The following is a 24668-nucleotide window of genomic DNA, read 5'->3' as shown; positions in this document are numbered from 1 at the left end:
CTAGCAGGGGAGTAACTGTCAAATGAACCGGCCGATCGTCTACGTCGGTATGAGTGCCGACCTCATCCACCCGGGCCACATCAACATCCTTTCCCGGGCCGCGGAACTCGGCGACATCACCATCGGTCTGCTGACCGATGCCGCCATCGCCAGCTACAAGCGCCTGCCGCACATGACGTACGAGCAGCGCAAGGCGGTCGTCGAGAACCTCAAGGGCGTCACCTCCGTGGTGCCCCAGAAGACCCTCGACTACGCCGAGAACCTCCGCACGGTCCGCCCCGACTTCGTCGTCCACGGCGATGACTGGCAGTCCGGCGTGCAGCGGCACACCCGCGAGCGGGTCATCGAGGTGCTGTCGGAGTGGGGCGGCAAGCTGGTCGAGATCCCGTACACGCCGGGGATCTCGTCGACCCGCCTCCACTCGTCCGTCAAGGAGGTCGGCACCACGCCCAACGTGCGGCTGTCCCGGCTCCGGCGGCTCCTCGACAGCAAGGACATCGTCCGGATCCTCGAGGTCCACAACGGCCTGACCGGCCTGATCATCGAGAACTCCAAGGTCATGGTGGACAACCAGGCCCGCGAGTTCGACGGCATGTGGTCCTCGTCCCTCACCGACTCCCTCGCCCGGGGCAAGCCGGACACCGAGGCCGTCGACGTCTCGTCCCGCCTGCAGATGGTGAACGAGCTCTTCGAGGTCACCACGAAGCCGCTCGTCTTCGACGGCGACACGGGCGGCAAGCCCGAGCACTTCGGCTTCACCGTGCGCTCCCTGGAGCGGCTCGGCGTCTCCGCGGTCATCGTCGAGGACAAGGAGGGACTCAAGCGCAACTCCCTCTTCGGGACGGACGTCCCGCAGACCCAGTCCAGCGTCGAGGACTTCAGCGAGCGCCTCAGGATCGGCAAGCGCGCGCAGATCACCGACGACTTCATGGTGATCGCCCGCATCGAGAGCCTGATCCTGGAGAAGGGCATGGCGGACGCCGTGCACCGCGCGGAGGCGTACGTCGACGCCGGCGCCGACGGCATCATGATCCACAGCCGCCAGTCGGACCCCGCGGAGATCTTCGAGTTCTGCCGCTACTTCGACAAGCTGCCCCGCCGGGTGCCCCTGGTCGTCGTCCCGACCAGCTACAGCAGCGTGCGCGAGTCCGAACTCGCCGACGCCGGCGTGAACATGGTGATCTACGCGAATCACCTCATGCGCGCGGTCTACCCCCAGGTGACCAAGGTCGTCCAGTCGATCCTGGAGCACGGCCGCGCCCACGAGGCCGAGTCCATGCTCGCCTCGATCAAGGACGCCCTGTCGATCATTCCGGAGAACGCCGGATGATCCGTCCCGACGTCCTCGCGGGACACCTGGCGACCGAAGGCGTCTCCCTGTACTGCGGTGTGCCGGACAGCCTGCTCAAGGAGTTCAACGCGTACGTCGGCGACGGCGCGTCCGGCGTCGACCACGTGATCGCCGCCAACGAGGGCAACGCCGTCGGCCTGGCCGTCGGCCACTACCTCCGCACCGGCACCCCCGCCGTCGTCTACCTGCAGAACTCCGGCATCGGCAACGCGGTGAACCCCCTCACCTCGCTCGCCGACCCCGAGGTGTACGGCATCCCGATGATCCTGCTCATCGGCTGGCGGGGGCAGCCGGGCGTGCCCGACGAGCCCCAGCACCGCAAGCAGGGCCGGATCATGCCGGCGCTCCTGGACGCCCTTGAGCTGCCCTGGTCGGTCCTGCCCGCCGAGGAGGAGGCGGCCGGCGACGCCGTCCGCAAGGCCGTCGCCGAGTCCGTCGCCACCGGCACCCCGTACGCCTTCCTGGTGGAGAAGGGGACCTTCGCCCCGGCGGGCGTCCCCGCCGCCGTCCCGACCGGCGGGCCGGAATCCGGCCCGCCCACCCGGGAGGAGGCCCTCGGCGCGCTGCTCGCGGAGATCGGCACCGGACAGGTCGTGGTGTCCACCACCGGCATGCTCAGCCGCGAGCTGTACGAGCACCGGGTGCGGGCCGGCGCGGAGGAGATCGACTTCCTCACCGTCGGAGGCATGGGACACGCCAGCTCCATCGCCCTGGGCATCGCGCTCCGGGAGACCGAGCGCGAGGTGTGGTGCCTCGACGGGGACGGGGCGCTCCTCATGCACCTCGGCGCCCTGCCCGTCATCGCGGAGCACGGCCCGTCCTCGTACTTCCACGTCGTCTTCAACAACGGCGTGCACGACAGCGTCGGCGGCCAGCCCACCTCCATCGGCCAGGTCGACGTGCCGGCGCTGGCGCGCCACTCCGGCTACCGGCACGCCGTCACACTGCCCTCCCTGGAGGACCTGCCGGAGGAACTGGCCCGGCTGCGGCGGACCGGCGGCCCCGCCCTGCTCGAACTGCGGGTCAGGCCGGGCAGCCGCGGCGACCTCGGGCGGCCCACCGTCACCCCGGCCGAGAGCGGAGCCGCCGTCAGGCGCGCTCTGACGGAGCGGGGGAACCCGTCATGAGCCCGCGCGGTCCCGTCGTCCACTACGGCCGGGGTGCCATCGCGTCGCTGCCCGGACTGGTGGAGGGGCTCGGCGCGGCCCGGGTGCTCGTGGTGCACGGCGCCCGGTCCTTCGAGGCCTCGGGCGCGTCACGGATGCTGGAGTCGTTCGCCCCGCGGACCGAGGTCCGCCGCTGGCACGACTTCTCGCCCAACCCCGCCGTCGACGACGTGGCCCGCGGGCTCGACGCCGTCCGGGAACTGCGCCCGGACGCCGTCGTCGGCGTCGGCGGCGGCAGCGCCATGGACATGGCCAAGCTGCTCTGCGTGCTCGACGGCGTCCCCCGCGCCGACCTGGAGGACCGGATCCGCTCGGGACCGGCGACCGGCACGCGCCGCATGAAGCTCGCCCTCGCACCGACCACCTCGGGCTCCGGCAGCGAGGCCACCCACTTCGCCGTGGTGTACGTCGGCGACGCGAAGCACTCCGTGGCCGGCCCCGCGCTGCTCCCGGACCTCGCCGTCATCGACCCCGCCCTCACCGAGAGCGGCTCCCCCCACCAGCGCGCCGCGTCCGGCGCCGACGCCGTCGCCCAGGGCATCGAGAGCCTCTGGGCCGTCGACGGCGACGACGAGAGCCGGAGCCTGGCCCGGCGCGGCCTGCGGCTCCTCCTCGCCGGCATCGAGGAGTTCGTCGCCGCCCCGCACGCCGGCGTCGCCCGCTCCATGGCGGTGGGCAGCCACCTCGTCGGCCGAGCCATCAACCGCTCCAAGACGACCGGCGCGCACGCCCTCTCGTACCGGCTGACCAGCCGCTACGGCGTCAGTCACGGACACGCCGTGGCGCTGAGCCTCGGCTCCTTCCTCGACGCGCACGCCCGGGCGGACGCCTCCGACCTGCGGACCTCCGTCCGGCCGTCGGAGTACCGGCGCGCCCTCGACGACATCGCCGGCGTCCTCGGCGCCTCCGGACCCGCCGACTCGGGCGCCCGCTTCGTGGCGCTCGCCCACCGCATCGGGCTCCCGATGCGCCTGTCCGACGTGGGCGTGCGGACCGAGCCCGAGGTCCGCGGCCTCGCGGCCGCCGTCAACGCGGAACGCCTGCGGAACAACCCGGTTCGTTTCTCCCAGGACGAACTCGCCGACCTGCTCATGAGGTGCTCCTGAGATGCTCATGTCGTACGGGAGAACGGACCCGGAGACCAACGGCCCCGCCGCCGACTGGCTCACCCCGCTCCAGGAGCGCAACCTCGTCCCGGCGGGCGTCCTGGCCGCGTTCGTCGTCGGCTCCGCCGCCCGCGGCTGGCACAACGCCCGCAGCGACTTCGACATCTACGTCGTCACCGCCGTCGAATGCGCCACGTCGGCGGACCGCCCCGGCAGCCCCGTACCCCTCGACCCGCCCTACGTGACCAGCGAGGTCTTCTACCGCCAGGACCGGCGCTGGGAGGTCACCTACTGGCTGGAGTCCCAGATCGGACAGGTCCTCTCGAAGATCTCCTGGGAGGCCTGCGAGGACGGCCGCATCACCGACGAGACCCTCACCCGGACCGAGGAACTGCTCCTCGCGCACCTGGAGACCTGCTCCCCGATCCTCGGCGAGGACTGGATCGGCAGGACGCGCGAGCGCCTGGTGAACTCCGCGTTCCGCTCCTTCGTCGTCGTCCGCTCCCTCGGCGCGACCGACGACGCCGTCGAGGACGCCCTCGGACAGCTGGAGGCCGGCGACCTGGAGAGCGCCACCATCTCCGCCCGCCTCGCCTTCGGACACGCGGTCGACGCCCTCCTGGAAGCCGAGGGGGAGTACGGCAGCCACCTCCCGAAATGGCGCGCCCACCGCTTCCGGGCCGCCGCACCCGCCGGGTTCCCGTTCGACCAGTACTGGCAGATCGAGACGATGCAGGGCTACGACCCCGCCGACCCGCGCCCGTGGATCAAGGAAGTCCTGACCCTCTGTCAGGACATCGCCATCCGGGTGACGGTGTGACGACCCGGGCCGTCGCAGGACGGCACACCGCACCCACGGCGGTCGCCCCGTGATCCGCCTCGACGTCGACGACGCCACCCTCAGCACCATCCGGCTCTCCTACAGCCCCCTGTGGGAGACGATCGGAAGCCTCGGCATCCTCGCCCGCTACCGCGGCGCCGCCCCCTCCCCGTACACGGACTGGGCCCGCCGCGTCCGCACCCGGCTGCCCGAGGAGCTCGTGCGGACCCTGGTGGAACCGCTGCGCCGCGGCGCCCCGACGCTCTTCCCGCCCGGCTTCGTCTCCCTGCCCGACCCGACGCGCAACACCCTGGTGGCGGAGCTCGCCCACGTGCGCGAGACGAACCCCGGCGACCCCGCCGCCGACCGGCTCCTCACCGCCCTCGAGGAGTACTGGGACCTCGCCGTCGCCCCGTACTGGAACTCCATCCGCTCCTCCCTCGAAGAAGAGATCCTCTTCCGCGGCCGCACCCTCGCCGTCGCGGGCGTCGAACCCATGCTCGCCGAGCTCGGCGGCCGGATCTCCTGGTCGCGCCCCGTCCTCACCGCGCCGTACCACCGCGACATGGACCTCACCGTCACCCGCTCCAAACTGCTCCTCGTCCCCACGGTCTTCGCCGGCGGCCTGCGGCTCTTCCACCAGGCGGACGCCGTCGTCGCCATGTCCTACCAGGCCCGCGCGACCGGCTACTTCCACGTCCTCACCGCCCGCGAACCCGCCCAGGCCGCCGAGGACCGCCTCGCCCTCCTCCTCGGCAAGAGCAGGGCCCAGGTCGTCCGCGCCCTCGACGAGCCGAGGACCACCACCGCCATGGCCCAGTCCCTCGGCATGGCCAAGAGCACCGTCTCCCAGCACCTGGCCGTCCTCAACGACTCGGGCATCGTCTGGAAGCAGCGCCTGGGCGGACGCGTCTTCTACCAGCTCGACCAGAGCGGCATCACCCTGCTGAGGGAACTCGGCATCTGACGCAACGTCATGTCATCGCACCGCCCCGCCCGTCCACGCCGGAGAGAAAGCATCGCCATGCCTGACACCACGTACGGCTCCACCGCCCGCTTCCGCACCCTCGCCCAGGGCGCGGCGGCCCTCGTCCTCACCCTGGGACTCGCCGCCTGCGGATCGAGCGCGGTCTCCGCCGATGGCGAGAACTCCGGGAAGGGCCGGAACCCCGACGAACTCGTCCTGGCCACCGTCCCCGACGAGAGCTCGTCGAGCGTCCAGTCCGAGTACGCGCCGCTCGCCAAGATGCTGGAGAAGGAGACCGGCAAGAAGATCCGGATCGAGAAGGCCACGACGTACGCCTCCGTCATCGAGGGCCAGCGCGCAGGCAAGATCGACATCGCCATGCACGGCCCGCTCTCCTACGTGGTGGCCCGGCGCAGCGGCGTGAAGGCCACCCCCATCGCCGCCCAGATCAAGACCAAGGGCGCCGACTCCGGCTACCGCTCGTACGGCATCGTCAAGAACGGCTCCGCCATCAAGGACCTGGCCGGCTACCAGGGCAAGAAGGTCTGCTTCGTCGACCCCACCTCCACCTCCGGCTACCTCTACCCGGTGGCGGGCCTCAGCAAGGCCGGCGTCACCGAGAAGGACATCAAGCCGGTGATGGCGGGCGGCCACGACGCCTCCGCGCTCGCCGTCCTGAGCGGCCAGTGCGAGGCCGGCTTCGCGTACGACGCGATGGTCGACAAGCTCCTCGTCGAGCGCAAGCACATGAAGGCCGGCGACCTCACGATCGTCTGGAAGTCCGACGTCATCCCCGGATCGCCCCTCACCGTCAGCGACGACCTCACGGCGGACCTCAAGACCAGGATCACCCAGGCGTTCCGCACCAAGGCGAACGCGGACTACCTGCAGCAGAACGGCTACTGCACCGGCGACGCCTGCAAGATCGACGGCTACTGGGGCTTCACGCCCACGGACGACGCGGACTTCGAGAGCGTCCGCGACGTGTGTCGCCGCGTCGGCGAAGACCAGTGCGTCGCCAACTGACCGGACGGACAACGACGACGGAGGGGCGCGAGGACCGATGAAGAAGGAAGAATCCGTGGTCCGCCTGACCGAGGTGGGCAAGGCGTTCGAAGGACACACCCGGCGCGTACACGCCCTGGACGGCGTGTCCTTCGACGTCCCCGCGGGACAGTTCGTCGCCCTCCTCGGCCCCTCCGGCTCCGGCAAGTCGACCCTGCTGCAACTCCTCAACGGCCTGCAGAAGCCCACCTCGGGCGTCGCGACCGTCCTCGGCGTCGACCCGAGCCGCTCCGGCAAAGCCGAACTGCGCGCCCTGCGCCGCCAAGTCGGCTTCATCTTCCAGGACTTCGGCCTCGTCGGCATGAGGAGCGTGCTGGAGAACGTCTGCTCCGGAGCGCTCGGCCGGCTCCGCGGCCCGCGCTCCGGCCTGCTCATGTACCCGCGGAAGCTGCGCGAACAGGCCCTCGCCCAGCTCGACCGGGTGGGCCTCGCGGACCAGGCCTTCCAACGCACCGACACCCTCTCCGGAGGACAGCAGCAGCGCGTCGGCATCGCCCGCGCCCTCATGCAGCGGCCCCGCATCCTCCTCGCCGACGAACCCGTCAGCTCCCTCGACCCCCTGTCGTCCCAGCAGGTCATGGAACTCCTCGCGGACATCGGCCGCACGGACTCCCTCACCACGATCTGCACCCTCCACCAGGTGGACACCGCGCTCACCTGGGCGGACCGCATCGTCGGCCTCAACACCGGCCGCGTGGTCCTCGACAGCCCCGCCGGCGACGTCCGCGACACGGACATCGCCCGCATCTACCAGGGCCCCCACGAGCCCGCCGTCCTGGCCGGTGTGCCCTCATGAGCACCCGAACCGAGGCCCGGAGCCTCCCCGGCCAGGCAGCCTCCCCCCACGCCGCACGCCTCGGCCCCAACCGAGGCGTGCGGCTCCCGCTGCCCCACCTCAGCCTGCTCGCCCTCGCCGGCGCGGCCTGCTGGGCCGTCGTCGACCTCCGCATCAACCTCGCCACGCTGATCGACGGCTTCCACAACGCGGTGGCCTTCGCCGGCCGCATGCTCCCCCTGGACTTCCCGCCCGCCGCCGACCTGGTCCGCCTCGCCGGCGAAACCCTGTCCATGGCCCTCTGCGCGACCCTGCTCTCCCTGCTCCTCAGCATCCCCGTCAGCCTGCTCGCCGCCCGCAACCTCACCCCGAACCGCTACCTCTCCGGCGCCGCCCGCTCCCTCATCGTCCTCGCCCGCGCCGTCCCCGACATCATCCTGGCCATCGCCGCCGTCCGCGTCTTCGGCCTCGGCGCCACCGCCGGCATCATCGCCATGGGCCTCCACTCCGTCGGCATGGTCGGCAAGCTCTACGCCGACGCCCTCGAAGAAACCCACGACGCCCCCCGCCGCGCCCTCCGCTCCGCCGGCGCCTCCTTCCCCCAGGAACTCGCCTCCGCCGTCCTCCCCCAAGTCCTCCCCTCCTTCATCGCCACCGCCCTCCACCGCCTCGACGTCAACCTCCGCTCCTCCGTCCTCCTCGGCTTCGTCGGCGTCGGCGGCCTCGGCTACGAGATCGCCCAGTCCTTCCAACGCCTCGACTACCGCCGCGGCATGGCCCTCGCCGCCGTGGTCCTCCTCCTCTGCCTCCTCATGGAACTCCTCTCCGGCACCATCCGCCGCACCCTCCTCCGCACCCCCCACCCCCGCACCCGCCGCAAGCCCGAAACCCCGGCCGGGGTCACGGCCACGGAGGCCAGCGCGGGCACGGGCGCGGGCACAGGCACAGGATTGGGCGCGGGCGCGGGCGCAGGACTGGGCTCGGGCGCGGCCCCGAACAAGGTCTCGAACAATCAGATGGCCCGACGGGCGTCGCCGCCGCCCACCACCCCACCCTGGACCGCGGCCCGCCTCCGACGCTGGGCATACGGCACGATCACGGCAGCGGTCCTGATCGCAGCGGTCAGGGGAGCGGAGCTGTCACCGCACCAACTCCTCACCGGCCTGGGCCAACTCCCCACGGTCCTGGGCCAGTACCTGCCGCCGACCGCCCCGGGCGGAATGGCGGGCCTGCTGGACGCACTGTGGGTGACGGTGAAGACGGCCCTGGCGGGAACGCTGCTCGGCATGGTCCTGGCCCTGCCGGTGGGTGTACTCGCAGCGCACAACGTCTCACCCTGGCCCCGACTGTCCCCGGCGTTCCGCACGCTCACGGTCGCGATCCGCGGCATCCCGGAGATCGTGCTGGCGATCGTCCTCGTCGTGATCACCGGCCTCGGCCCGGTGGCCGGCGCCCTGGCCCTGGCCGTCGGCTCCCTCGGCTTCCTCGGCAAACTCACCGCCGACTCCCTGGAGGAACTGCACCCCGGCCCCTCCCGCGCCCTCGCCGCCACCGGCGCCTCCCGCCGCCAGGTCTTCTTCGCCGCCGACTTCCCCCGCGTCCTCCCCGCCCTCCTCGGCCACGTCCTCTACCAACTCGACGTCAACATCCGCTCCGCCGCCCTCCTCGGCGTCGTAGGCGCCGGCGGCATCGGCTTCGAACTCCTCAACGCCGCCCGCGTCCTCGAATACGGCCTCGTCACCACCACCGTCCTCCTCCTCCTCGCCACCACCCTCCTCCTCGAAGCCTTCTCCTCCTGGACCCGCCACACCTTCACCTGACCCCACCTCTCCAACGCGTCGATCGCCCTCTCCTGGTACTGCCAAAGCGTGCTCGCAGCCAAGGTGCCACGCAGCAGTGGGACCAAGGTGCCCCGGTGGTGAACCAATCCGGGGTCGTCCAGCAGCGGGATACAAGCGGAGACAGCCGCTGCACGTACGTCGGCGTCGGGGTCGTCGAGGAACGCGGAGACGACCTGGAAGAGCAGCGGCTGAATCCGGCAGATCCAGCAGAATCCGCGATACGTCCTCAGCTGTCCCATAGGCATGGTCCAGAGCCGCTGCACGGATGACGTCTTCGTCCCGAAGTAACTCGGGCGCAAGACCTGCCTGTGGCTGGTGCGCCTCTCACCTGTACTGATGTTCCGCAGACGTTCGCGCTCGTCCACCGCTGTTCGTCGGCTTTGTCGCGCGGTCAGACACTCGGCACGCAACGGCCAATCGCGCACGGGGCGTTGTCAGTGCCGGCCTCTATCGTCTCAAGCGCGCGGTCGGCTTCCGGGGGTTCCAGCTCTGAAGGGAATGGTTGCATCCCCGGCCTGTCCGGGGGCGGCCCGGAGACTCGTCCGGGACCCAACCGACGGTCGGGCTCAGCCGATGGCCAGGAGACGACCCGCCAGCGCCGGCCGCGCACGCCTCTCACACGGCGAAAGTCGAGTCGAGGCCCCGGGCATCTTGTCCGGGGCCCCTCTCGTTTTGATCCCCATCCTTTGCGACGCTTCGAGCCGGGAGCGGACGAGGGGGACCCGTGGAGCTGAAAGTCACGCGCTGGAAGCGGTACGGACATGATCGCCTGTACGCGAACCTGCCCGACGGCACCGCGGTCGGTTGGGCGGACGTGAGAACGGGGGACATCACCGTCCTGGCTTCCGAGCATCGCGATGACGTGACCGCCGCGCTGACCCACCACTTACGGGACATCCCCGACTCGCTCTCACCGCAGGCGGCGTCCGGGGCTGAAGCCTGCCCGCCGCTGCCACCTCTACTGCCGGCCGACGACCTGTCCACGAACCGTCCCGGCGAATCCCTCCGCGACCTGCTCGCGAAATCCGGCCCGGGGCTCATCGAGCGAGTCCTCTCACAGCTACTGAGGCGTCCCACCGAGTGGGACTCATGGCGGAAGGGACTGGCGGGCGAGAAGCGAGTGGGAGCCGAACTGAACCGCTTGACGCGTCACGGATGGCGGGTCCTGCACTCCATCCCCCTGGCCGACCACGTCGACGTCGACCACTTACTGATCGGCCCTGGAGGGGTTTTCAGCATCAATACGAAGCACCACCACAACAAGGCCGTATGGGTCGGCAACGATGCCGTGAAGGTCAACCACGGAAAACCGGCCCCTTACCTACGCAAGAGCCGCGCGGAGGCCAAGCGCGTGACCCGGGTGCTTGAGCACCACTGCGGCTTCCCCGTACCGGTCGAGCCGGTCCTCGTCTTCGTCGGCGTCACCGCCCTCAAGGTCGTCGCCACACAGCTCGACGTCCGGGGTGTACCAGGAACGCCAAGTAGCCACCCTGGCACCCCTCTCAGGGGCGTTGACGGCCGAGCAGGTCGAGCAGGTGTACAGCGTCGCCCGCCATCGCCAGGCATGGAGCCAAGCTTGAGCCGCGTCCTCAGGCAGGGCAGCGGTCCTTGCCCTCTCCCGGACCTCACCCGCGACGATGCCCCAAGACCTCGTCCACACCTCATCCGCGAACCCCGACATGCGCCCGCTCACCCCGGCACACACCTGCACGTACAACAAGACCCCGCACCCAGCGTTTCCGCTGATCACGGGGTCTGTTCGGCACTTCTTGCGAAGTGCCCCCGGCAGGATTCGAACCCGCGCACACGACTTCGGAGGCCGTCTTTCTGCATGACTTTCTTCGCAGGTCAGATGCTGGGGTGGGATCTGGGGGAGCTTTGCCGTCCACGTATAGGCCGCAGGCCGCGAGAGACACCACCAGCGTCGGCTGGTCATGGATAACCGAGTGTCGTCCACCCAGGCGAAAGACGGCCGTATGCGTAGTTCACCAGAGAACGTGTTGCGCCCAGTGATGATGACACGTGGCGCGAGTGCAAGTTTGCCCAGAGTCGGATTCCTGGTAGGAAGGACAGGGATAGTCAGGGTCAAAGCATTGCGCGCACACAGAGACCCCTTCCTTCAGTTCCAGTACCTCACGTGCCCTCTTATGCACGTCTAGAAGTCGAGCCTCAGCCTCAGTCAGCTCAGCGAGAATTTTCCTCTGAGCATCAGTCAGGTTGGAATCGACAGGCATGGGTATCACGCCCTTCCAGCCATGCGTCGCAACCCCAAGGACCGTCTTGTCGTGCGGTCTTACCTTTCCAGCATTACACCGGTGGGCCGCTGACGCACTCCCTGGCCACGGATGCGACCACGGCAGCCGCAGGTCAGGACTCAGACACGCAGGATGCGGCCGCTCCCCAGCGCAACTCGAAGCCGAGTTGGAGCCGGGCGCGCTCCTCGACGGCCTCATCTCGGCGGGATCTAACGGGCGGTCGCGTGACAGTTGCACACATCTACGTTCGGCGCACACTGGAGATTGAGCCCGCGTCACAGAGTTGCCGATGCGCTCGCCCTCACACGGAGCGGGCAGAAGCAAATAGCGGCGTAGGAGGGATCTTGCCATGCCCGAAGAAGCTGAGATTCGCGGTACCGTCAGCAAAGCGGGAGAGGAAACGGTCGAGGTCTACAAGATGTCCATCGACCTCGATGAAGCATCACGAGAGAAGCTGAAGGCGGACCCTAGCGGGGTCCTGAAGCGCTTTCTGGAATCTCAGGGGTACACGGTCAACGCCCTGAAAATGCCAGATTTGCAGGCCAACGAGGATGTGTGGCCCTCGGGGTGGCTCCACATTCCCAGCGGCCCAGACAAGTCCCATTGGTATCCGATTTACCTGTAGGCAGCACGGAAAGATCGGGCATCACCTGCGCCGGAATCCATGTGGGCTTGAGGGCCTTGCCCTCGCTGTCTCGCAGCAGGCGCTTTGCGTATCCACCCTCGGAGAGACGGTCGTACGCGTCGAGCACGTCGGCTGGGACCTGCTGGCTGATCATGAAGCCGTGCTCCGGGTAGACCAGCAGTCTCTGGAGGGCTCCTACGAGCATGTCGATGACCAAGCGGGCGTCTCCGATGGAGTCGACGTAGTCCCGGAGCGTCATCGGGCTTGAGGCGCTGACGATCTCGACAGCTGGCCACAGCTTCCGTGCCGTGGCGTACGAGCGTCGCTCCTCATACGGCTTGCTGATCAGCAGGACGGAGGGCACGGTGATGCCGGCCTCGGCCAGGAGGTCCGGGGAGAACCGGCTGCTCTCGCCGGTGCTCCGGGCCCGCGGTTCCACCATCACCGCTGAGGCGGGAACGCCCAGTTCGATCGCCAGCTCCTGATAGTGCACGGCCTCGCCGCGGGGCATGCGCTCGCGTGTGGTCGGGCTGGTCGCCCCGGTGAACACGAGGAGGGGGGCTATGCCGCGCCTGTACAGGTCGACTGCGGTGTCGGCCACGCCCAGGTCATGGCTGCCGAGTCCGATCGCTACCGAGCACGGGCGGGTGTGTGGCCCATCTGGTGCTAGTCCCAGAGGCGTTGGGTGTCGGTCCAGTCCTGCGTGGAGATCACTGCTGGGCTCCCTTGTCCTTTGCGGAGTCGGGGGCCCTTGAAGTCGTACTCCCATGCAAAGCGGGAGGACAAGGCCCTGGGGCCTGTCCCGGGGCCTTCGTCGTTTGTGGCCTCTCACCTGTGGCGATGCCCAGAGGCGGAGCACGTATTGAAGCCCGGTGTGCGAGGCCGGGTGATCGAGCGAGGTGCGCTGTCGGTGCCTTCCCTTACGCTGCGCTTCCACTACGACGACTCAAAGGGGAGGGACAAGGATGGGCGGTAACGCGTGGACGCAGACGGGCTCGTATCAGCCTGATCTGGCGGCGGCATTCCGGCAGGCCCAGGAACGGAGCCTGGCTGAGGACGACCACGGCTTCGGAGGACGAACCGTCGAGGAGCTGTGGCGCGATTCGGACTGGGCCGAGTACATCTTCACCGGTGGTACGTGCACAGTGCTGGACTTCCCCGAGATGATCGATGCCACGGATCGGAACGATGGGCCGTTCATGCGGCCGCTGACCGACAGCGAAGTGCGGGCATGGTCTCCGGGTGGCCGACCCACCTACGAGGACTGGGACGAGGCCCTGCACATCGGGCGGTTGGAGTTCCCTAGGCGTGGACGAGGGAACTGCACGGTGCTCTATCGCGACGGCCGGCCGGACCTGATCGGCTACTGGGGAGTGACCGCCGACTAGCCGGACCACATCGCTCCAACGCGAGGCCCTGGGACCCGTCCTGGAGCCTTCGTCGTTTCCCGGCTCCCACCTGCACCGTGCCCCACGGCCCAGGCCGCGAAGAGGCCGCGGCCTCTGCCATACGGCCGCTCACCCCGGCACCTGCCTGCACATACAACAAGACCCCGCGTCCAGCGTTTCCGCTGATCACGGGGTCTGTGTGGCACTTCCTGCGAAGTGCCCCCGGCAGGATTCGAACCTGCGCACACGGCTCCGGAGGCCGTTGCTCTATCCCCTGAGCTACGGGGGCGTTCGTCGCTGTTGTGGCGACGGGTAGAACCCTACCAGCTTGGGGGGTGTGCCCGTGAACAGGGATTTCGGGGGTGTCATGGGGGGTGGGGTCCCTCGCACGGGTCAGAAGTGGGTAAAACCCGGACGCAGCTGGTGAGGGGGTCCTACTCTCGTGTGTGTGTCAGGCGTGTCCGGTCGGGTGCTCGTTGTCGATGACAACAAGGTGATCCGGCAGTTGATCAGGGTCAATCTCGAACTCGAGGGGTTCGAGGTCGTGACCGCGGCCGATGGTGCCGAGTGTCTGGATGTCGTGCATCGGGTTTGTCCTGATGTCGTCACCCTGGACGTCGTCATGCCCCGCTTGGACGGGATCAAGACCGCGGAGCGACTGCGGGCGGATCCGCGGACCAGTCATCTGCCGGTGGCGATCATCAGTGCGTGCGGAGAACACGACGTGGCCGGTGGGGCCGTGTCCGGTGTCGATGCCTTTCTCGCGAAGCCCTTCGAGCCTTCCGAGCTCGTGCGCGTGGTGCGTCAGTTGATGCATCGCGAGCGACGAGAGCGGAGGGATGCGAACGGGCAGGACGGGGGAGAGGAGCCGGCCGCAGCCGGCGTACGCCAGGAGCCGGGCGGTGGGCCGGCCGGTGCGGATGTCCGGCAGGACTCCGGCGGCCGCGGGCGCGAACGTGCGTGCGCATGGCAGGACCAGTCACAGACCCCGGCCCAGGTCCAGACCCACGCACAGACTCAGACTCATACCCAGACCCAGGCCCGGGCAGAGGACCAGGCCTCCGGCGAGAGACAGGACACTGCCGGGCTGTTGGACAAGTTCGGGCGGTAGACCGGGGTCGGGGTGGAGTGGGGTGGGGTCGGGGTAGGACGACTCGCCGGGAGCCAGCGCCCCGGCGTGCGTGACACACCCCCGTCCCCAGCGTGCGTGACACCCCCCGCCCCGGCGCAGAGGACCGCAAGAGTGCTGGTCGTGGGTGTGGGTGACCGGATGGCGAAACCGGTTCGCGTGGGGACCCCCCTTCTCCCCTAGGCTTGGAGCGTGACCCCCGCGGACCTGTCTCTGACCGTGCTGCACGCCGTGCGGCGTGCGGTCGATGACGGGGTTTTGCGGGTCGAGGTGCCGCCGCGGGTGAAGGTCGAGAGGGCCAGGCCGGGGGGTGCGGGGGAGTACGCGAGCAATATCGCGTTGACGCTCGCGCGGCCGGCCGGGCGGAGTGGGCTCGAGGTCGCAGGGATCATCGAGGAGCGGCTGCGGGATGTGCCGGGGCTTGCGGGTGTGGAGATCACCGGGCCCGGGTTTTTGAACTTCACTCTTCGGGGCGATGTGGGGCGTGGGCTGGTCCGCGCGATCGTCGGTGCGGGGAGTGCGTACGGGCACGGCACCGCCCTCGCGGGGAACCGCGTGCGCTTCGCCGAGGTGAGCGAGGCGCGGGCCGGGGTCGTCGTCGAGACCGTCGTGGGGCTGTTGAGGAGCCAGGGGGCGGACGCCGCGTACGGCGGTGGTGACGAGCGGATGTACGTGCGTCCCGGGGCGTACGCGGTGGACGAGCTCGGGGTCGACGCCGCGCGGTGGTCGCTGCTGCGGGCCGCGCCGCAGGACCGGCCCCTGGAGGGCGCGCCGCTGCTCGTCCAGCATGAGCGCAACGGACTGTTCCGGGTGCGGTACGCGTACTCGCGGGTACGGAGACTGCTGGTCAACGGCGAGCAGCTCGGTGTCACCCCCGCGTACGAAAACGAGTACGCGTACGAGAACGAGTACGCGTACGAGATGACCGTCGACACCCCCCTCCACACCTCCCCCCACCCCCGCGACCTGCTCTCCGCCCTGGCCGACTACCCCCTCGTCCTGCTCGCCGCGGCGCGGCTCCGGGCGCCCGACAGGGTTGCGCGGCACTTGGAAGTGGTGGCGGACGGGCTGCTCGGGTTCCAGCACACCGTGCTGCCGCTCGGTGACGAGAAACCCTCGGCCGCCCATCGTTCCCGGCTGGCGGTTGCCGAAGCCGCCGGGACGGTGCTTGCCGGTGGCCTGTCCGTGCTCGGCATCAGCGCACCCGATCGGATTTGAAAGAGCAGACGACATGAGCCGTTCCGCCCACCCCGCAGGCCCCCGCCACGCCGACGTCCTCCCCGAGGGCCACTACTCCGCGCCGCCCGCCGACCTCAACGTGCTCGACCCGAAGGTGTGGTCGAGGACCGTCACGAGGGACGAGCGGGGGGTCACCACCGTCGGCGGCATCGGCGTCGACGCGCTCGCAGAGGAGTTCGGCACGCCTGCGTACTTCCTCGACGAGTCCGACTTCAGGGCCCGCTGCCGTGCTTGGGCGGAGGCGTTCGGCAAGGACGCGGACGTCTTCTACGCGGGCAAGGCGTTCCTGTCCCGGGCCATCGTGCGGTGGCTGAAGGAGGAGGGGCTGAACCTGGACGTGTGTTCCGGTGGTGAGCTGACGACGGCGCTGTCCGCCGGGATGCCCGCCGAGCGCATCGCGTTCCACGGGAACAACAAGAGCGAGGAGGAGATCCGTACGGCCGTGGAGGTCGGGGTCGGGCGGATCGTGCTCGACTCGTTCCAGGAGATCGTGCGGGTCGCTCACGTCGCGCAGTCGCTGGGGAAGCGGCAGCGGGTGCAGATCCGGGTGACGGTCGGCGTGGAGGCGCACACGCACGAGTTCATCGCCACCGCGCACGAGGACCAGAAGTTCGGCATCGCGCTGGCCGGCGGGCAGGCGGCGGAGGCGGTGCGGCGGGCGCTGAAGCTGGACGGCCTGGAGCTGATCGGCATCCACTCGCACATCGGCTCGCAGATCTTCGACATGGCCGGCTTCGAGGTGTCCGCCCGCCGTGTGGTGCAGCTGCTGGCCGAGGTGCGGGACGAGCACGGGGTGGAGCTGCCGGAGATCGACCTCGGTGGCGGCCTGGGCATCGCGTACACCTCCGACGACGACCCGCGCGAGCCGCACGAGATCGCCAAGGCGCTGAACGAGATCGTGGCGAGGGAGTGCGAGGCCGCCGGGCTGGCGACGCCCCGGATCTCGGTGGAGCCCGGCCGCGCGATCGTCGGGCCGACGGCCTTCACGCTCTACCGGGTGGGCACGATCAAGCCGCTCGAAGGGCTGCGGACGTACGTGAGCGTCGACGGCGGCATGTCGGACAACATCCGGACCGCGCTGTACGACGCCGAGTACAGCGTCAGTCTCGTCTCGCGGACCAGTGAGGCCGAGCCGATGCTGGTCCGTGTGGTGGGCAAGCACTGCGAGAGCGGCGACATCGTGGTGCGGGACGCGTTCCTGCCCGCGGACGTGGCGCCCGGCGATCTGATCGCGGTGCCGGCCACGGGGGCGTACTGCCGCTCGATGGCCAGCAACTACAACCACGCTCTCCGGCCGCCCGTCGTCGCGGTCCGCGACGGCGAGGCGCGGGTGATCGTGCGGCGCGAGACGGAGGAAGATCTCCTGCGCCTTGACGTGGGCTGACGAAATAGTCGCGTGGTGAAATAGTCGAGTGATGAAATCGATGTCTCAGGATCCGGACGAGGGGCGGAAACCCCCGTCCGGTGAGTGAGACTGGTTCCCACCGTAGAGATACGCAACAGAAGTACGAGAAACGAGGTCGGATGATGCGTACGCGTCCGCTGAAGGTGGCGCTGCTGGGCTGTGGAGTGGTCGGCTCAGAGGTGGCGCGCATCATGACGACGCACGCCGACGACCTCGCCGCGCGCATCGGCGCCCCGGTCGAGCTCGCCGGTGTGGCGGTCCGCCGCCCGGACAAGGTCCGCGAGGGCATCCCCGCGGAGCTGATCACCACCGACGCCACCGCCCTGGTCAAACGCGGCGACATCGACGTCATCATCGAGGTCATCGGCGGCGTCGAGCCGGCCCGCACCCTCATCACCACCGCCTTCGAGCACGGCGCGTCCGTGGTCTCGGCGAACAAGGCGCTGCTCGCCCAGGACGGCGCGACGCTGTACGCCGCCGCCGAGAAGAACGGCCAGGACCTCTACTACGAGGCCGCCGTCGCGGGTGCGATCCCGCTGATCAGGCCGCTGCGCGAGTCCCTCGCCGGCGACAAGATCAACCGGGTCATGGGCATCGTCAACGGCACCACGAACTTCATCCTCGACAAGATGGACACGTCGGGTGCCGGCTACTCCGAGGCGCTCGACGAGGCCACCGCCCTCGGGTACGCCGAGGCCGACCCGACCGCGGACGTCGAGGGCTTCGACGCCGCCGCCAAGGCCGCCATCCTCGCCGGGATCGCGTTCCACACGCGCGTGCGCCTCGACGACGTCTACCGCGAGGGCATGACCGAGGTCACCGCCGCCGACTTCGCGTCCGCCAAGCAGATGGGCTGCACCATCAAGCTGCTCGCGATCTGCGAGCGGGCCGCGGACGGCGGGTCCGTCACCGCGCGGGTGCACCCGGCGATGATCCCGCTCAGCCACCCGCTGGCCTCGGTCCGCGAGGCGTACAACGCGGTCTTCGTCGAGGCCGACGCCGCCGGGCGGCTCATGTTCTACGGCCCTGGCGCCGGCGGTTCGCCGACCGCGTCGGCCGTGCTCGGCGACCTCGTCGCCGTGTGCCGCAACAAGCTCAACGAGGCCAACGGCCCCGGCGAGTCCGCGTACACCCAGCTGCCCGTGAGCTCCATGGGCGAGGTCGTCACGCGGTACCACATCAGCCTCGACGTGGCCGACAAGCCGGGCGTCCTCGCCCAGGTCGCGACGGTCTTCGCCGAGCACGGCGTATCCATCGATACGGTGCGCCAGCAGGGCAAGGACGGCGAGGCCTCCCTCGTCGTCGTCACCCACCGCGCGCCCGACGCCGCCCTCTCCGGGACCGTCGAGGCGCTGCGCAAGCTCGACACCGTGCGCGGTGTCGCCAGCATCATGCGTGTTGAAGGGGAGTAAGGACCCATGACCGACAAGGGCACCCACCAGTGGCGCGGCATCATCGAGGAGTACCGGGACCGTCTTCCGGTCACGGACACGACGCCGGTCGTCACGCTCCGTGAGGGCGGCACGCCGCTCGTCCCCGCTCAGGTTCTCTCCGAGCGCACGGGCTGCGAGGTGCACCTCAAGGTCGAGGGCGCCAACCCCACCGGCTCCTTCAAGGACCGGGGCATGACCATGGCCATCTCCAAGGCCAAGGAGGAGGGGGCGCAGGCCGTCATCTGCGCCTCCACCGGCAACACCTCCGCGTCGGCCGCGGCCTACGCGGTCCGCGCCGGCATGGTGTCGGCCGTCCTGGTGCCCCAGGGCAAGATCGCGCTCGGCAAGATGGGCCAGGCCCTCGTGCACGGCGCGAAGATCCTCCAGGTCGACGGCAACTTCGACGACTGCCTGACGCTGGCCCGCTCCCTCTCCGAGAACTACCCGGTGGCGCTGGTCAATTCGGTCAACCCGGTCCGCATCGAGGGCCAGAAGACCGCCGCGTTCGAGATCGTCGACATGCTCGGCGACGCCCCCGACATCCATGTGCTCCCCGTGGGCAACGCCGGCAACATCACGGCGTACTGGAAGGGGTACCGCGAGTACGCCGAAGACGGTCTCGCGACGCACCGGCCGCGCATGTGGGGCTTCCAGGCCTCCGGCTCCGCGCCGCTCGTGCGCGGCGAGGTCGTCAAGGACCCGTCGACGATCGCCACCGCGATCCGCATCGGCAACCCGGCCTCGTGGGACTACGCGATCGCCGCGCGCGACGAGTCGGGCGGCTTCATCGACGAGGTGACGGACCGTGAGATCCTGCAGGCCTACCGCCTGTTGGCGGCGCAGGAGGGCGTCTTCGTCGAGCCCGCCTCGGCCGCCTCGGTCGCCGGTCTGCTGAAGGCCGCCGCGCAGGGCAAGGTCGACCCGGGGCAGCGGATCGTCTGCACCGTGACCGGAAACGGTCTGAAGGACCCCGACTGGGCCGTGGCCGGCGCGCCGCAGCCGGTCACCGTCCCGGTCGACGCCGCGGCCGCCGCCGAGCGCCTCGGTCTGGCCTGATCTCACCCCCCTGCGCGGGGAAAGCCCTGATCGACAGCCGATCAGGAACGTACATAGGCGCACAGGTTGGCTCGCGACACGCATCGTGCGCCTCCTGTGCGCCCTATGTCGCCACAGAACCTTCCTTCGATAGGCTGTACCCAACCCGCCCCGACGCATATGCGCGGTGTCGTTGCCGTTGTCGCCTTCGTGGCCGAAACGGCCCCCGGGTCCTTGGGTGCGTCGCCTTCCGCACTCGCTGTGTGAAGCCCCACCCGCTGTTCCAGATGTTTGTTGCCGCAATCAAGGAGAGTCAACGAGCGATGGCCGGTCCAGCGTTCCGCGCCGCCGCCGTACGGGTGCGCGTCCCCGCCACCAGCGCCAACCTCGGCCCGGGCTTCGACGCCTTCGGCCTGTCGCTGGGGCTCTACGACGACGTCGTCGTCCGGGTCGCCGACTCCGGGCTGCACGTCGACATCGCCGGCGAGGGCGCCGAGACGCTCCCGCGCGACGAGCGGCACCTGCTCGTACGCTCCCTGCGCACGGCCTTCGACCTGCTCGGCGGGCAGCCCCGCGGCCTCGAGGTCGTCTGCGCCAACCGCATCCCGCACGGCCGCGGCCTCGGTTCCTCCTCCGCCGCCATCTGCGCCGGCATCGTCGCCGCCCGCGCCGTGACCATAGGCGGGGACGCCAAGCTCGACGAGGCCGCCCTCCTCGAACTCGCCACCGAGATCGAGGGGCACCCCGACAACGTCGCCGCCTGTCTGCTCGGCGGATTCACGCTCGCCTGGACCGAGTCCGGCGCCGCGCGGGCGATCAGGATGGATCCCTCCGATTCCATCGTTCCGGTGGTTTTCGTGCCCGGGAAGCCCGTGCTCACCGAGACCGCCCGCGGACTGCTGCCGCGCACCGTCCCGCACGTGGACGCCGCGGCGAACGCCGGGCGCGCCGCGCTCCTCGTCGAGGCCCTGACCCGCCGCCCCGAGCTGCTGCTCTCGGCCACCGAGGACCGGCTGCACCAGGAGTACCGGGCCCCCGCGATGCCGGAGAGCATCGCCCTTGTGAACCGGCTGCGCGCGGACGGCGTCCCCGCGGTCATTTCCGGCGCGGGCCCCACGGTGCTCGCGCTGGCCGAACACGGGACGGCCGACAAGGTCGCCCGACTGGCGGGCGAGGGATGGGCCGCGAACCGGCTCGACCTCGACGCGTCCGGAGCGGTCGTGCTGCCGCTGGCGCCCTAGGGCGCGGCGGCGGGGGACGCCGGGCAGCGTCCCCCCGCAGTACTCCGGACACGAGATTGCCGGTGAGGGAGAGGGGGAATGTTTGTTGGAGCCGGTAGTGTTAACCTCAAGTCTGCACCCGACCTCTTTGTGGAGCGGTGCGGAGAGTCCCCATCAGGGACCACCATTCTTCCGGGAGCCTCCTCAACTGCCTGAGCAGCCTGCCTGAGCAGTTTTGAGCACGCTCCGGAACCGGCACGACACCCCTCGCTCTTCTGCGTGAGGGCCGAGCAGGGGGCGCTCGGGCCGGACCCACAGCACGTTTTCTCCCTTCCGCCGTACCCGGCGGGACCACCGCCCCGGACACGGTCCACAAGCCAGGACCGCTGCCGGACAGCACAACCGGTCGCCGAGCCAGATGGCCGACGTCCGCTCCAGGGAAGGACCCTTCGTGAGCGACACCACCGATCTGATGGGCGTGACTGCCGACAACAGTGTCGACACCGCCGCGCCCGCCGCAGGTGCTGCCACCGGCGGCACCGCACGGCGCCGCCGCTCCGGCACCGGCCTCGACGGCATGGTCCTGGCCGAGCTGCAGCAGGTCGCGTCGGGCCTCGGCATCAGGGGCACCGCGCGGATGCGCAAGAGCCAGCTGATCGAGGTCATCAAGGAGGCGCAGGCCGGGGGATCCCAGGCCGCCGCCCCGGCCAAGGCCGACGCCGCCGCCGACACCAAGCCGAAGCGCCGCGCCACCTCCAAGGCCCGCACGGGCGACACCGCTGCCGAGGCCGCCGAGCCCAAGGCGGAGAAGGCCGAGAAGGCCGTCGCCCAGCAGCAGATCGACATCCCGGGCCAGCCGGCCTCCGACGACCAGCCGGCCGGTGAGCGCCGTCGTCGTCGTGCCACCGCCCCCGCCGGTTCGCCGGAGGGCGAGGCCAAGGCCGAGGCCGCCCAGGTCGTCAAGACCGAGGCCCGCACCGAGGTCAAGGCCGACGCGCAGGCCGAGGCCGCCGTCGACGCCGCCGAGGGCCGCGGCCGTCGTGACCGCGGCGAGCGCGGGGAGCGCGGCGACCGCCGTGACCGCCGCGACCGTCAGCGCGACCGCGCCAAGGGCGACGAGCAGCAGGGCGGTGGCCAGGGCGGCCAGCGTCAGCGCCAGGGCGGCCAGGGCCAGGGCGGCCAGGGTCAGGGCCAGGGCCAGCAGCTCCAGGGCCAGGGTCAGCAGGGCGGCCAGCAGGCCGGTCCGCAGGACGACTACGACGACGCCGAGGGCGGTCGCCGCGGGCGTCGCGGGCGCTACCGCGACCGCCGTGGCCGTCGTGGCCGTGACGACTTCCAGGCCGGCGAGCCGCAGGTCGCCGACGACGACGTCCTGATCCCCGTCGCGGGCATCCTCGACATCCTCGACAACTACGCGTTCATCCGGACCTCGGGCTACCTGCCCGGCCCGAACGACGTGTACGTCTCCCTCGCCCAGGTCCGCAAGAACGGCCTGCGCAAGGGCGACCACGTCACCGGCGCGGTGCGTCAGCCGAAGGAGGGCGAGCGCCGCGAGAAGTTCAACGCGCTGGTCCGCCTGGACTCCGCGAACGGCATGGCCGCCGACTCCGGCCGCGGCCGCCCGGAGTTCAACAAGCTGACCCCGCTCTACCCGCAGGACCGGCTCCGTCTGGAGACCGACCCGGGCGTGCTGACCACGCGGATCATCGACCTCGTGTCGCCGATCGGCAAGGGCCAGCGCGGTCTGATCGTGGCCCCGCCGAAGACCGGCAAGACCATGATCATGCAGGCCATCGCCAACGCGATCACGCACAACAACCCCGAGTGCCACCTGATGGTCGTCCTGGTCGACGAGCGTCCGGAAGAGGTCACCGACATGCAGCGGTCGGTCAAGGGCGAGGTCATCTCCTCGACCTTCGACCGTCCGGCCGAGGACCACACCACCGTCGCCGAGCTGGCCATCGAGCGCGCCAAGCGCCTCGTGGAGCTGGGTCACGACGTGGTCGTCCTGCTCGACTCGATCACCCGCCTGGGCCGCGCGTACAACCTCGCGGCGCCGGCCTCCGGCCGCATCCTGTCCGGTGGTGTCGACTCGACCGCGCTCTACCCGCCGAAGCGCTTCTTCGGTGCCGCGCGCAACATCGAGGACGGCGGCTCGCTGACCATCCTGGCCACCGCGCTGGTCGACACCGGCTCGCGGATGGACGAGGTGATCTTCGAGGAGTTCAAGGGCACCGGCAACATGGAGCTCAAGCTCGACCGGAAGCTCGCCGACAAGCGCATCTTCCCGGCGGTGGACGTCGACGCGTCCGGTACCCGCAAGGAAGAGATCCTGCTCGGCGCCGACGAGCTCGCCGTCACCTGGAAGCTGCGTCGCGTGCTGCACGCGCTCGACCAGCAGCAGGCGATCGAGCTGCTCCTGGACAAGATGAAGCAGACGAAGTCGAACGGCGAGTTCCTGCTCCAGATCCAGAAGACGACGCCCGGAGCGAGCAACAACGACTGACGCGAGAGCTGCGTCACACGACGACAGCCGGGCCCCGCGCCCGTAACCCCGTCGTGACCTGCGTAAACCACCGCGCCCACCGTGCCCCGCACGGTGGGCGCGGTGCGTCGCCCATCGAAACCTCACAGGGAGCCGTGCAACCCTTTCGGGTGCATCGCCGTCACAGAAGGTGAACCGAGGGCCCGAGGGGTGACGATGACCGAGCAGAACGACAGCGGCGCCAGGCGCGGCGGCAGCGGCCGTCGCCGCAAGCCGCAGGCCAAGCGCCGCAAGGCGCCGATCCTGATATCCGGGGCCGCCGCGGTCCTCGTGCTCGGCGGCGCCGCCCTCGGCTACGCGTACCTGAAGCTCGACGGCAACATCCAGGGCGTCGACATCAACGCCCAGCTGGGCACCGCCCGCCCCGAGAACGTCGACAACGGCTCCATGGACATCCTCGTCCTCGGCTCCGACTCCCGCTCCGGCGACAACGGCGCCTACGGCAAGGACGAGGGCGGCGCCCGCTCCGACACCGCGATGGTCGTCCACGTCTACGAGGGCCACAAGAAGGCGAGCGTCGTCTCCATACCCCGCGACACCCTCATCGACCGGCCGTCGTGCACCGACGGCCGGGGCGGCACCGCCGCCGGCGAGAAGCGGGCCATGTTCAACACCGCGTACGAGGTCGGCGGCCCCGCCTGCGCCGTGAAGACCGTCGAGTCGATGTCCGGCATCCGCATGGACCACTACATCGAGGTCGACTTCACCGGCTTCAAGAAGCTCATCGACGAGCTCGGCGGCGTGGAGATCACCACCACGCAGGCCATCAAGGACTCCAAGAGCCACCTCGACCTCGCCCCCGGCACCCACACCCTCGACGGCGAGCAGTCCCTCGGCCTCGTCCGCACCCGCAAGAGCGTCGGCGACGGCAGCGACCTCGGCCGCATCCAGCTCCAGCAGGCCTTCATGAAGGCCTTCATCGACCAGGTCAAGGACGTCGGCGTCCTCACCAACCCGAAGAAGCTCCTCGACCTCGCCGACGCCGCCACCAAGGCCGTCACCCCGGACTCCGAACTCGACTCCGTCCAGGAGCTGATGGGCTTCGCCAAGGGCCTCTCCGGCATCGGCGCCCAGAACGTCCACATGATCACCCTGCCGGTCGAGTACGACCCCCGGGACCCCAACCGCGTGGTCCCGCTGGAGGCCGCCTCCCGGCAGGTCTGGACGGCGCTCAAGGGCGACCTGCCGATCCCCGCGTCGGCGACGAAGGACGCCGCCACCGGCGAGGCCGACGGCGTGGTGAAGTAGCCCGGGAATACCTTCGGCCCGACCCCCGTTTTGGGAGATGCGGCCGGTCCTGGCA

Annotated in this window: 17 protein-coding genes, 1 tRNA gene and 2 pseudogenes; 18 read left to right on the top strand and 2 right to left on the bottom strand. The window is 70.1% G+C overall.

Annotated features, from left to right (window positions below):
• Positions 1 to 22 precede the first annotated feature (22 nt).
• From aepX to ACFCY7_RS15630, 9 genes and pseudogenes are all read left to right on the top strand, one after another.
• On the top strand, positions 23 to 1330 hold the full coding sequence (gene aepX, locus ACFCY7_RS15670; RefSeq protein WP_376485105.1) for a phosphoenolpyruvate mutase: 1308 nt from the start codon (positions 23 to 25) through the stop codon (positions 1328 to 1330).
• A complete protein-coding gene (gene aepY, locus ACFCY7_RS15665) occupies positions 1327 to 2478 on the top strand; it encodes a phosphonopyruvate decarboxylase (protein ID WP_376485103.1) in 1152 nt (383 codons plus the stop codon). The genes aepX and aepY overlap by 4 nt, the downstream gene beginning before the upstream one ends.
• Positions 2475 to 3623: a phosphonoacetaldehyde reductase gene (locus tag ACFCY7_RS15660; protein ID WP_376485101.1), complete on the top strand. Its 1149-nt coding sequence runs from the start codon at positions 2475 to 2477 to the stop codon at positions 3621 to 3623. Before aepY ends, ACFCY7_RS15660 begins: the two co-directional genes overlap by 4 nt.
• Position 3624: 1 nt before the next feature.
• Positions 3625 to 4443, top strand: coding sequence for a hypothetical protein (locus ACFCY7_RS15655; RefSeq protein ID WP_376485100.1), 819 nt, complete (start codon positions 3625 to 3627; stop codon positions 4441 to 4443).
• A 49-nt stretch (positions 4444 to 4492) separates the two neighbouring features.
• Positions 4493 to 5410: an ArsR/SmtB family transcription factor gene (locus ACFCY7_RS15650; RefSeq protein WP_376485098.1), complete on the top strand. Its 918-nt coding sequence runs from the start codon at positions 4493 to 4495 to the stop codon at positions 5408 to 5410.
• A gap of 57 nt (positions 5411 to 5467) precedes the next feature.
• Positions 5468 to 6436, top strand: coding sequence for a phosphate/phosphite/phosphonate ABC transporter substrate-binding protein (locus tag ACFCY7_RS15645; RefSeq protein ID WP_376485096.1), 969 nt, complete (start codon positions 5468 to 5470; stop codon positions 6434 to 6436).
• 37 nt (positions 6437 to 6473) lie between these two features.
• Positions 6474 to 7271 (top strand): phosphonate ABC transporter ATP-binding protein, encoded by a 798-nt coding sequence (locus ACFCY7_RS15640; protein ID WP_376485094.1) that lies wholly within the window; start codon positions 6474 to 6476, stop codon positions 7269 to 7271.
• A complete protein-coding gene (phnE, locus tag ACFCY7_RS15635; protein WP_376485093.1) occupies positions 7268 to 9070 on the top strand; it encodes a phosphonate ABC transporter, permease protein PhnE in 1803 nt (600 codons plus the stop codon). The genes ACFCY7_RS15640 and phnE overlap by 4 nt, the downstream gene beginning before the upstream one ends.
• A 745-nt stretch (positions 9071 to 9815) precedes the next feature.
• Positions 9816 to 10671: pseudogene (locus tag ACFCY7_RS15630) on the top strand (nuclease-related domain-containing protein).
• A gap of 1358 nt (positions 10672 to 12029) precedes the next feature.
• On the opposite strand, the pseudogene ACFCY7_RS15625 reads toward ACFCY7_RS15630, so the two are convergent.
• A pseudogene (locus tag ACFCY7_RS15625) lies at positions 12030 to 12631 on the bottom strand (YdcF family protein); the annotation flags it as partial.
• Positions 12632 to 12936: 305 nt separating this feature from the next.
• On the opposite strand from ACFCY7_RS15625, the gene ACFCY7_RS15620 reads away from it, so the two are divergent.
• On the top strand, positions 12937 to 13359 hold the full coding sequence (locus ACFCY7_RS15620; RefSeq protein ID WP_376485091.1) for a hypothetical protein: 423 nt from the start codon (positions 12937 to 12939) through the stop codon (positions 13357 to 13359).
• Between the two features lie 217 nt (positions 13360 to 13576).
• On the opposite strand, the gene ACFCY7_RS15615 is transcribed toward ACFCY7_RS15620, so the two are convergent.
• Positions 13577 to 13648, bottom strand: a tRNA-Arg gene (locus ACFCY7_RS15615).
• 159 nt (positions 13649 to 13807) lie between these two features.
• On the opposite strand from ACFCY7_RS15615, the gene ACFCY7_RS15610 reads away from it, so the two are divergent.
• The 8 genes from ACFCY7_RS15610 to ACFCY7_RS15575 all read left to right on the top strand — a co-directional run bounded on the left by ACFCY7_RS15610 (position 13808) and on the right by ACFCY7_RS15575 (position 24613).
• Positions 13808 to 14470: a response regulator gene (locus tag ACFCY7_RS15610; RefSeq protein ID WP_376485088.1), complete on the top strand. Its 663-nt coding sequence runs from the start codon at positions 13808 to 13810 to the stop codon at positions 14468 to 14470.
• A gap of 210 nt (positions 14471 to 14680) precedes the next feature.
• Positions 14681 to 15706: an ArgS-related anticodon-binding protein NrtL gene (gene nrtL, locus ACFCY7_RS15605; RefSeq protein ID WP_376485086.1), complete on the top strand. Its 1026-nt coding sequence runs from the start codon at positions 14681 to 14683 to the stop codon at positions 15704 to 15706.
• 13 nt (positions 15707 to 15719) lie between these two features.
• Positions 15720 to 17111 carry a diaminopimelate decarboxylase gene (gene lysA / locus ACFCY7_RS15600; RefSeq protein WP_376485085.1) on the top strand — a complete coding sequence of 464 codons (1392 nt, stop codon included), beginning with the start codon at positions 15720 to 15722 and terminating at the stop codon, positions 17109 to 17111.
• A gap of 140 nt (positions 17112 to 17251) precedes the next feature.
• Positions 17252 to 18544: a homoserine dehydrogenase gene (locus ACFCY7_RS15595; RefSeq protein WP_376485083.1), complete on the top strand. Its 1293-nt coding sequence runs from the start codon at positions 17252 to 17254 to the stop codon at positions 18542 to 18544.
• A gap of 6 nt (positions 18545 to 18550) precedes the next feature.
• Complete coding sequence (gene thrC / locus ACFCY7_RS15590; protein WP_367822041.1) at positions 18551 to 19621, top strand: threonine synthase; 1071 nt, start codon at positions 18551 to 18553, stop codon at positions 19619 to 19621.
• 302 nt (positions 19622 to 19923) lie between these two features.
• A complete protein-coding gene (gene thrB, locus ACFCY7_RS15585) occupies positions 19924 to 20841 on the top strand; it encodes a homoserine kinase (RefSeq protein ID WP_376485080.1) in 918 nt (305 codons plus the stop codon).
• Positions 20842 to 21271: 430 nt separating this feature from the next.
• Positions 21272 to 23326: a transcription termination factor Rho gene (gene rho, locus ACFCY7_RS15580; protein WP_376485078.1), complete on the top strand. Its 2055-nt coding sequence runs from the start codon at positions 21272 to 21274 to the stop codon at positions 23324 to 23326.
• A 195-nt stretch (positions 23327 to 23521) separates the two neighbouring features.
• A complete protein-coding gene (locus ACFCY7_RS15575) occupies positions 23522 to 24613 on the top strand; it encodes an LCP family protein (protein WP_376485076.1) in 1092 nt (363 codons plus the stop codon).
• Positions 24614 to 24668: the final 55 nt, after the last annotated feature.

It is taken from the genome of Streptomyces sp. NPDC056361 (genome assembly GCF_042262805.1).
GTDB lineage: Bacteria > Actinomycetota > Actinomycetes > Streptomycetales > Streptomycetaceae > Streptomyces.
The sequence above is the reverse complement of the archived record's forward strand: the minus strand, read 5'-3'. Positions and strand labels throughout refer to the sequence as shown.

Coding starts and splice junctions, on each gene's coding strand:
- aepX (WP_376485105.1), top strand. CDS start 23: ATGAACCGGCCGATCGTCTACGTCGGTATGAGTGCCGACCTCATCCAC.
- aepY (WP_376485103.1), top strand. CDS start 1,327: ATGATCCGTCCCGACGTCCTCGCGGGACACCTGGCGACCGAAGGCGTC.
- ACFCY7_RS15660 (WP_376485101.1), top strand. CDS start 2,475: ATGAGCCCGCGCGGTCCCGTCGTCCACTACGGCCGGGGTGCCATCGCG.
- ACFCY7_RS15655 (WP_376485100.1), top strand. CDS start 3,625: ATGCTCATGTCGTACGGGAGAACGGACCCGGAGACCAACGGCCCCGCC.
- ACFCY7_RS15645 (WP_376485096.1), top strand. CDS start 5,468: ATGCCTGACACCACGTACGGCTCCACCGCCCGCTTCCGCACCCTCGCC.
- ACFCY7_RS15640 (WP_376485094.1), top strand. CDS start 6,474: ATGAAGAAGGAAGAATCCGTGGTCCGCCTGACCGAGGTGGGCAAGGCG.
- phnE (WP_376485093.1), top strand. CDS start 7,268: ATGAGCACCCGAACCGAGGCCCGGAGCCTCCCCGGCCAGGCAGCCTCC.
- ACFCY7_RS15620 (WP_376485091.1), top strand. CDS start 12,937: ATGGGCGGTAACGCGTGGACGCAGACGGGCTCGTATCAGCCTGATCTG.
- lysA (WP_376485085.1), top strand. CDS start 15,720: ATGAGCCGTTCCGCCCACCCCGCAGGCCCCCGCCACGCCGACGTCCTC.
- ACFCY7_RS15595 (WP_376485083.1), top strand. CDS start 17,252: ATGATGCGTACGCGTCCGCTGAAGGTGGCGCTGCTGGGCTGTGGAGTG.
- thrC (WP_367822041.1), top strand. CDS start 18,551: ATGACCGACAAGGGCACCCACCAGTGGCGCGGCATCATCGAGGAGTAC.
- thrB (WP_376485080.1), top strand. CDS start 19,924: ATGGCCGGTCCAGCGTTCCGCGCCGCCGCCGTACGGGTGCGCGTCCCC.
- ACFCY7_RS15575 (WP_376485076.1), top strand. CDS start 23,522: ATGACCGAGCAGAACGACAGCGGCGCCAGGCGCGGCGGCAGCGGCCGT.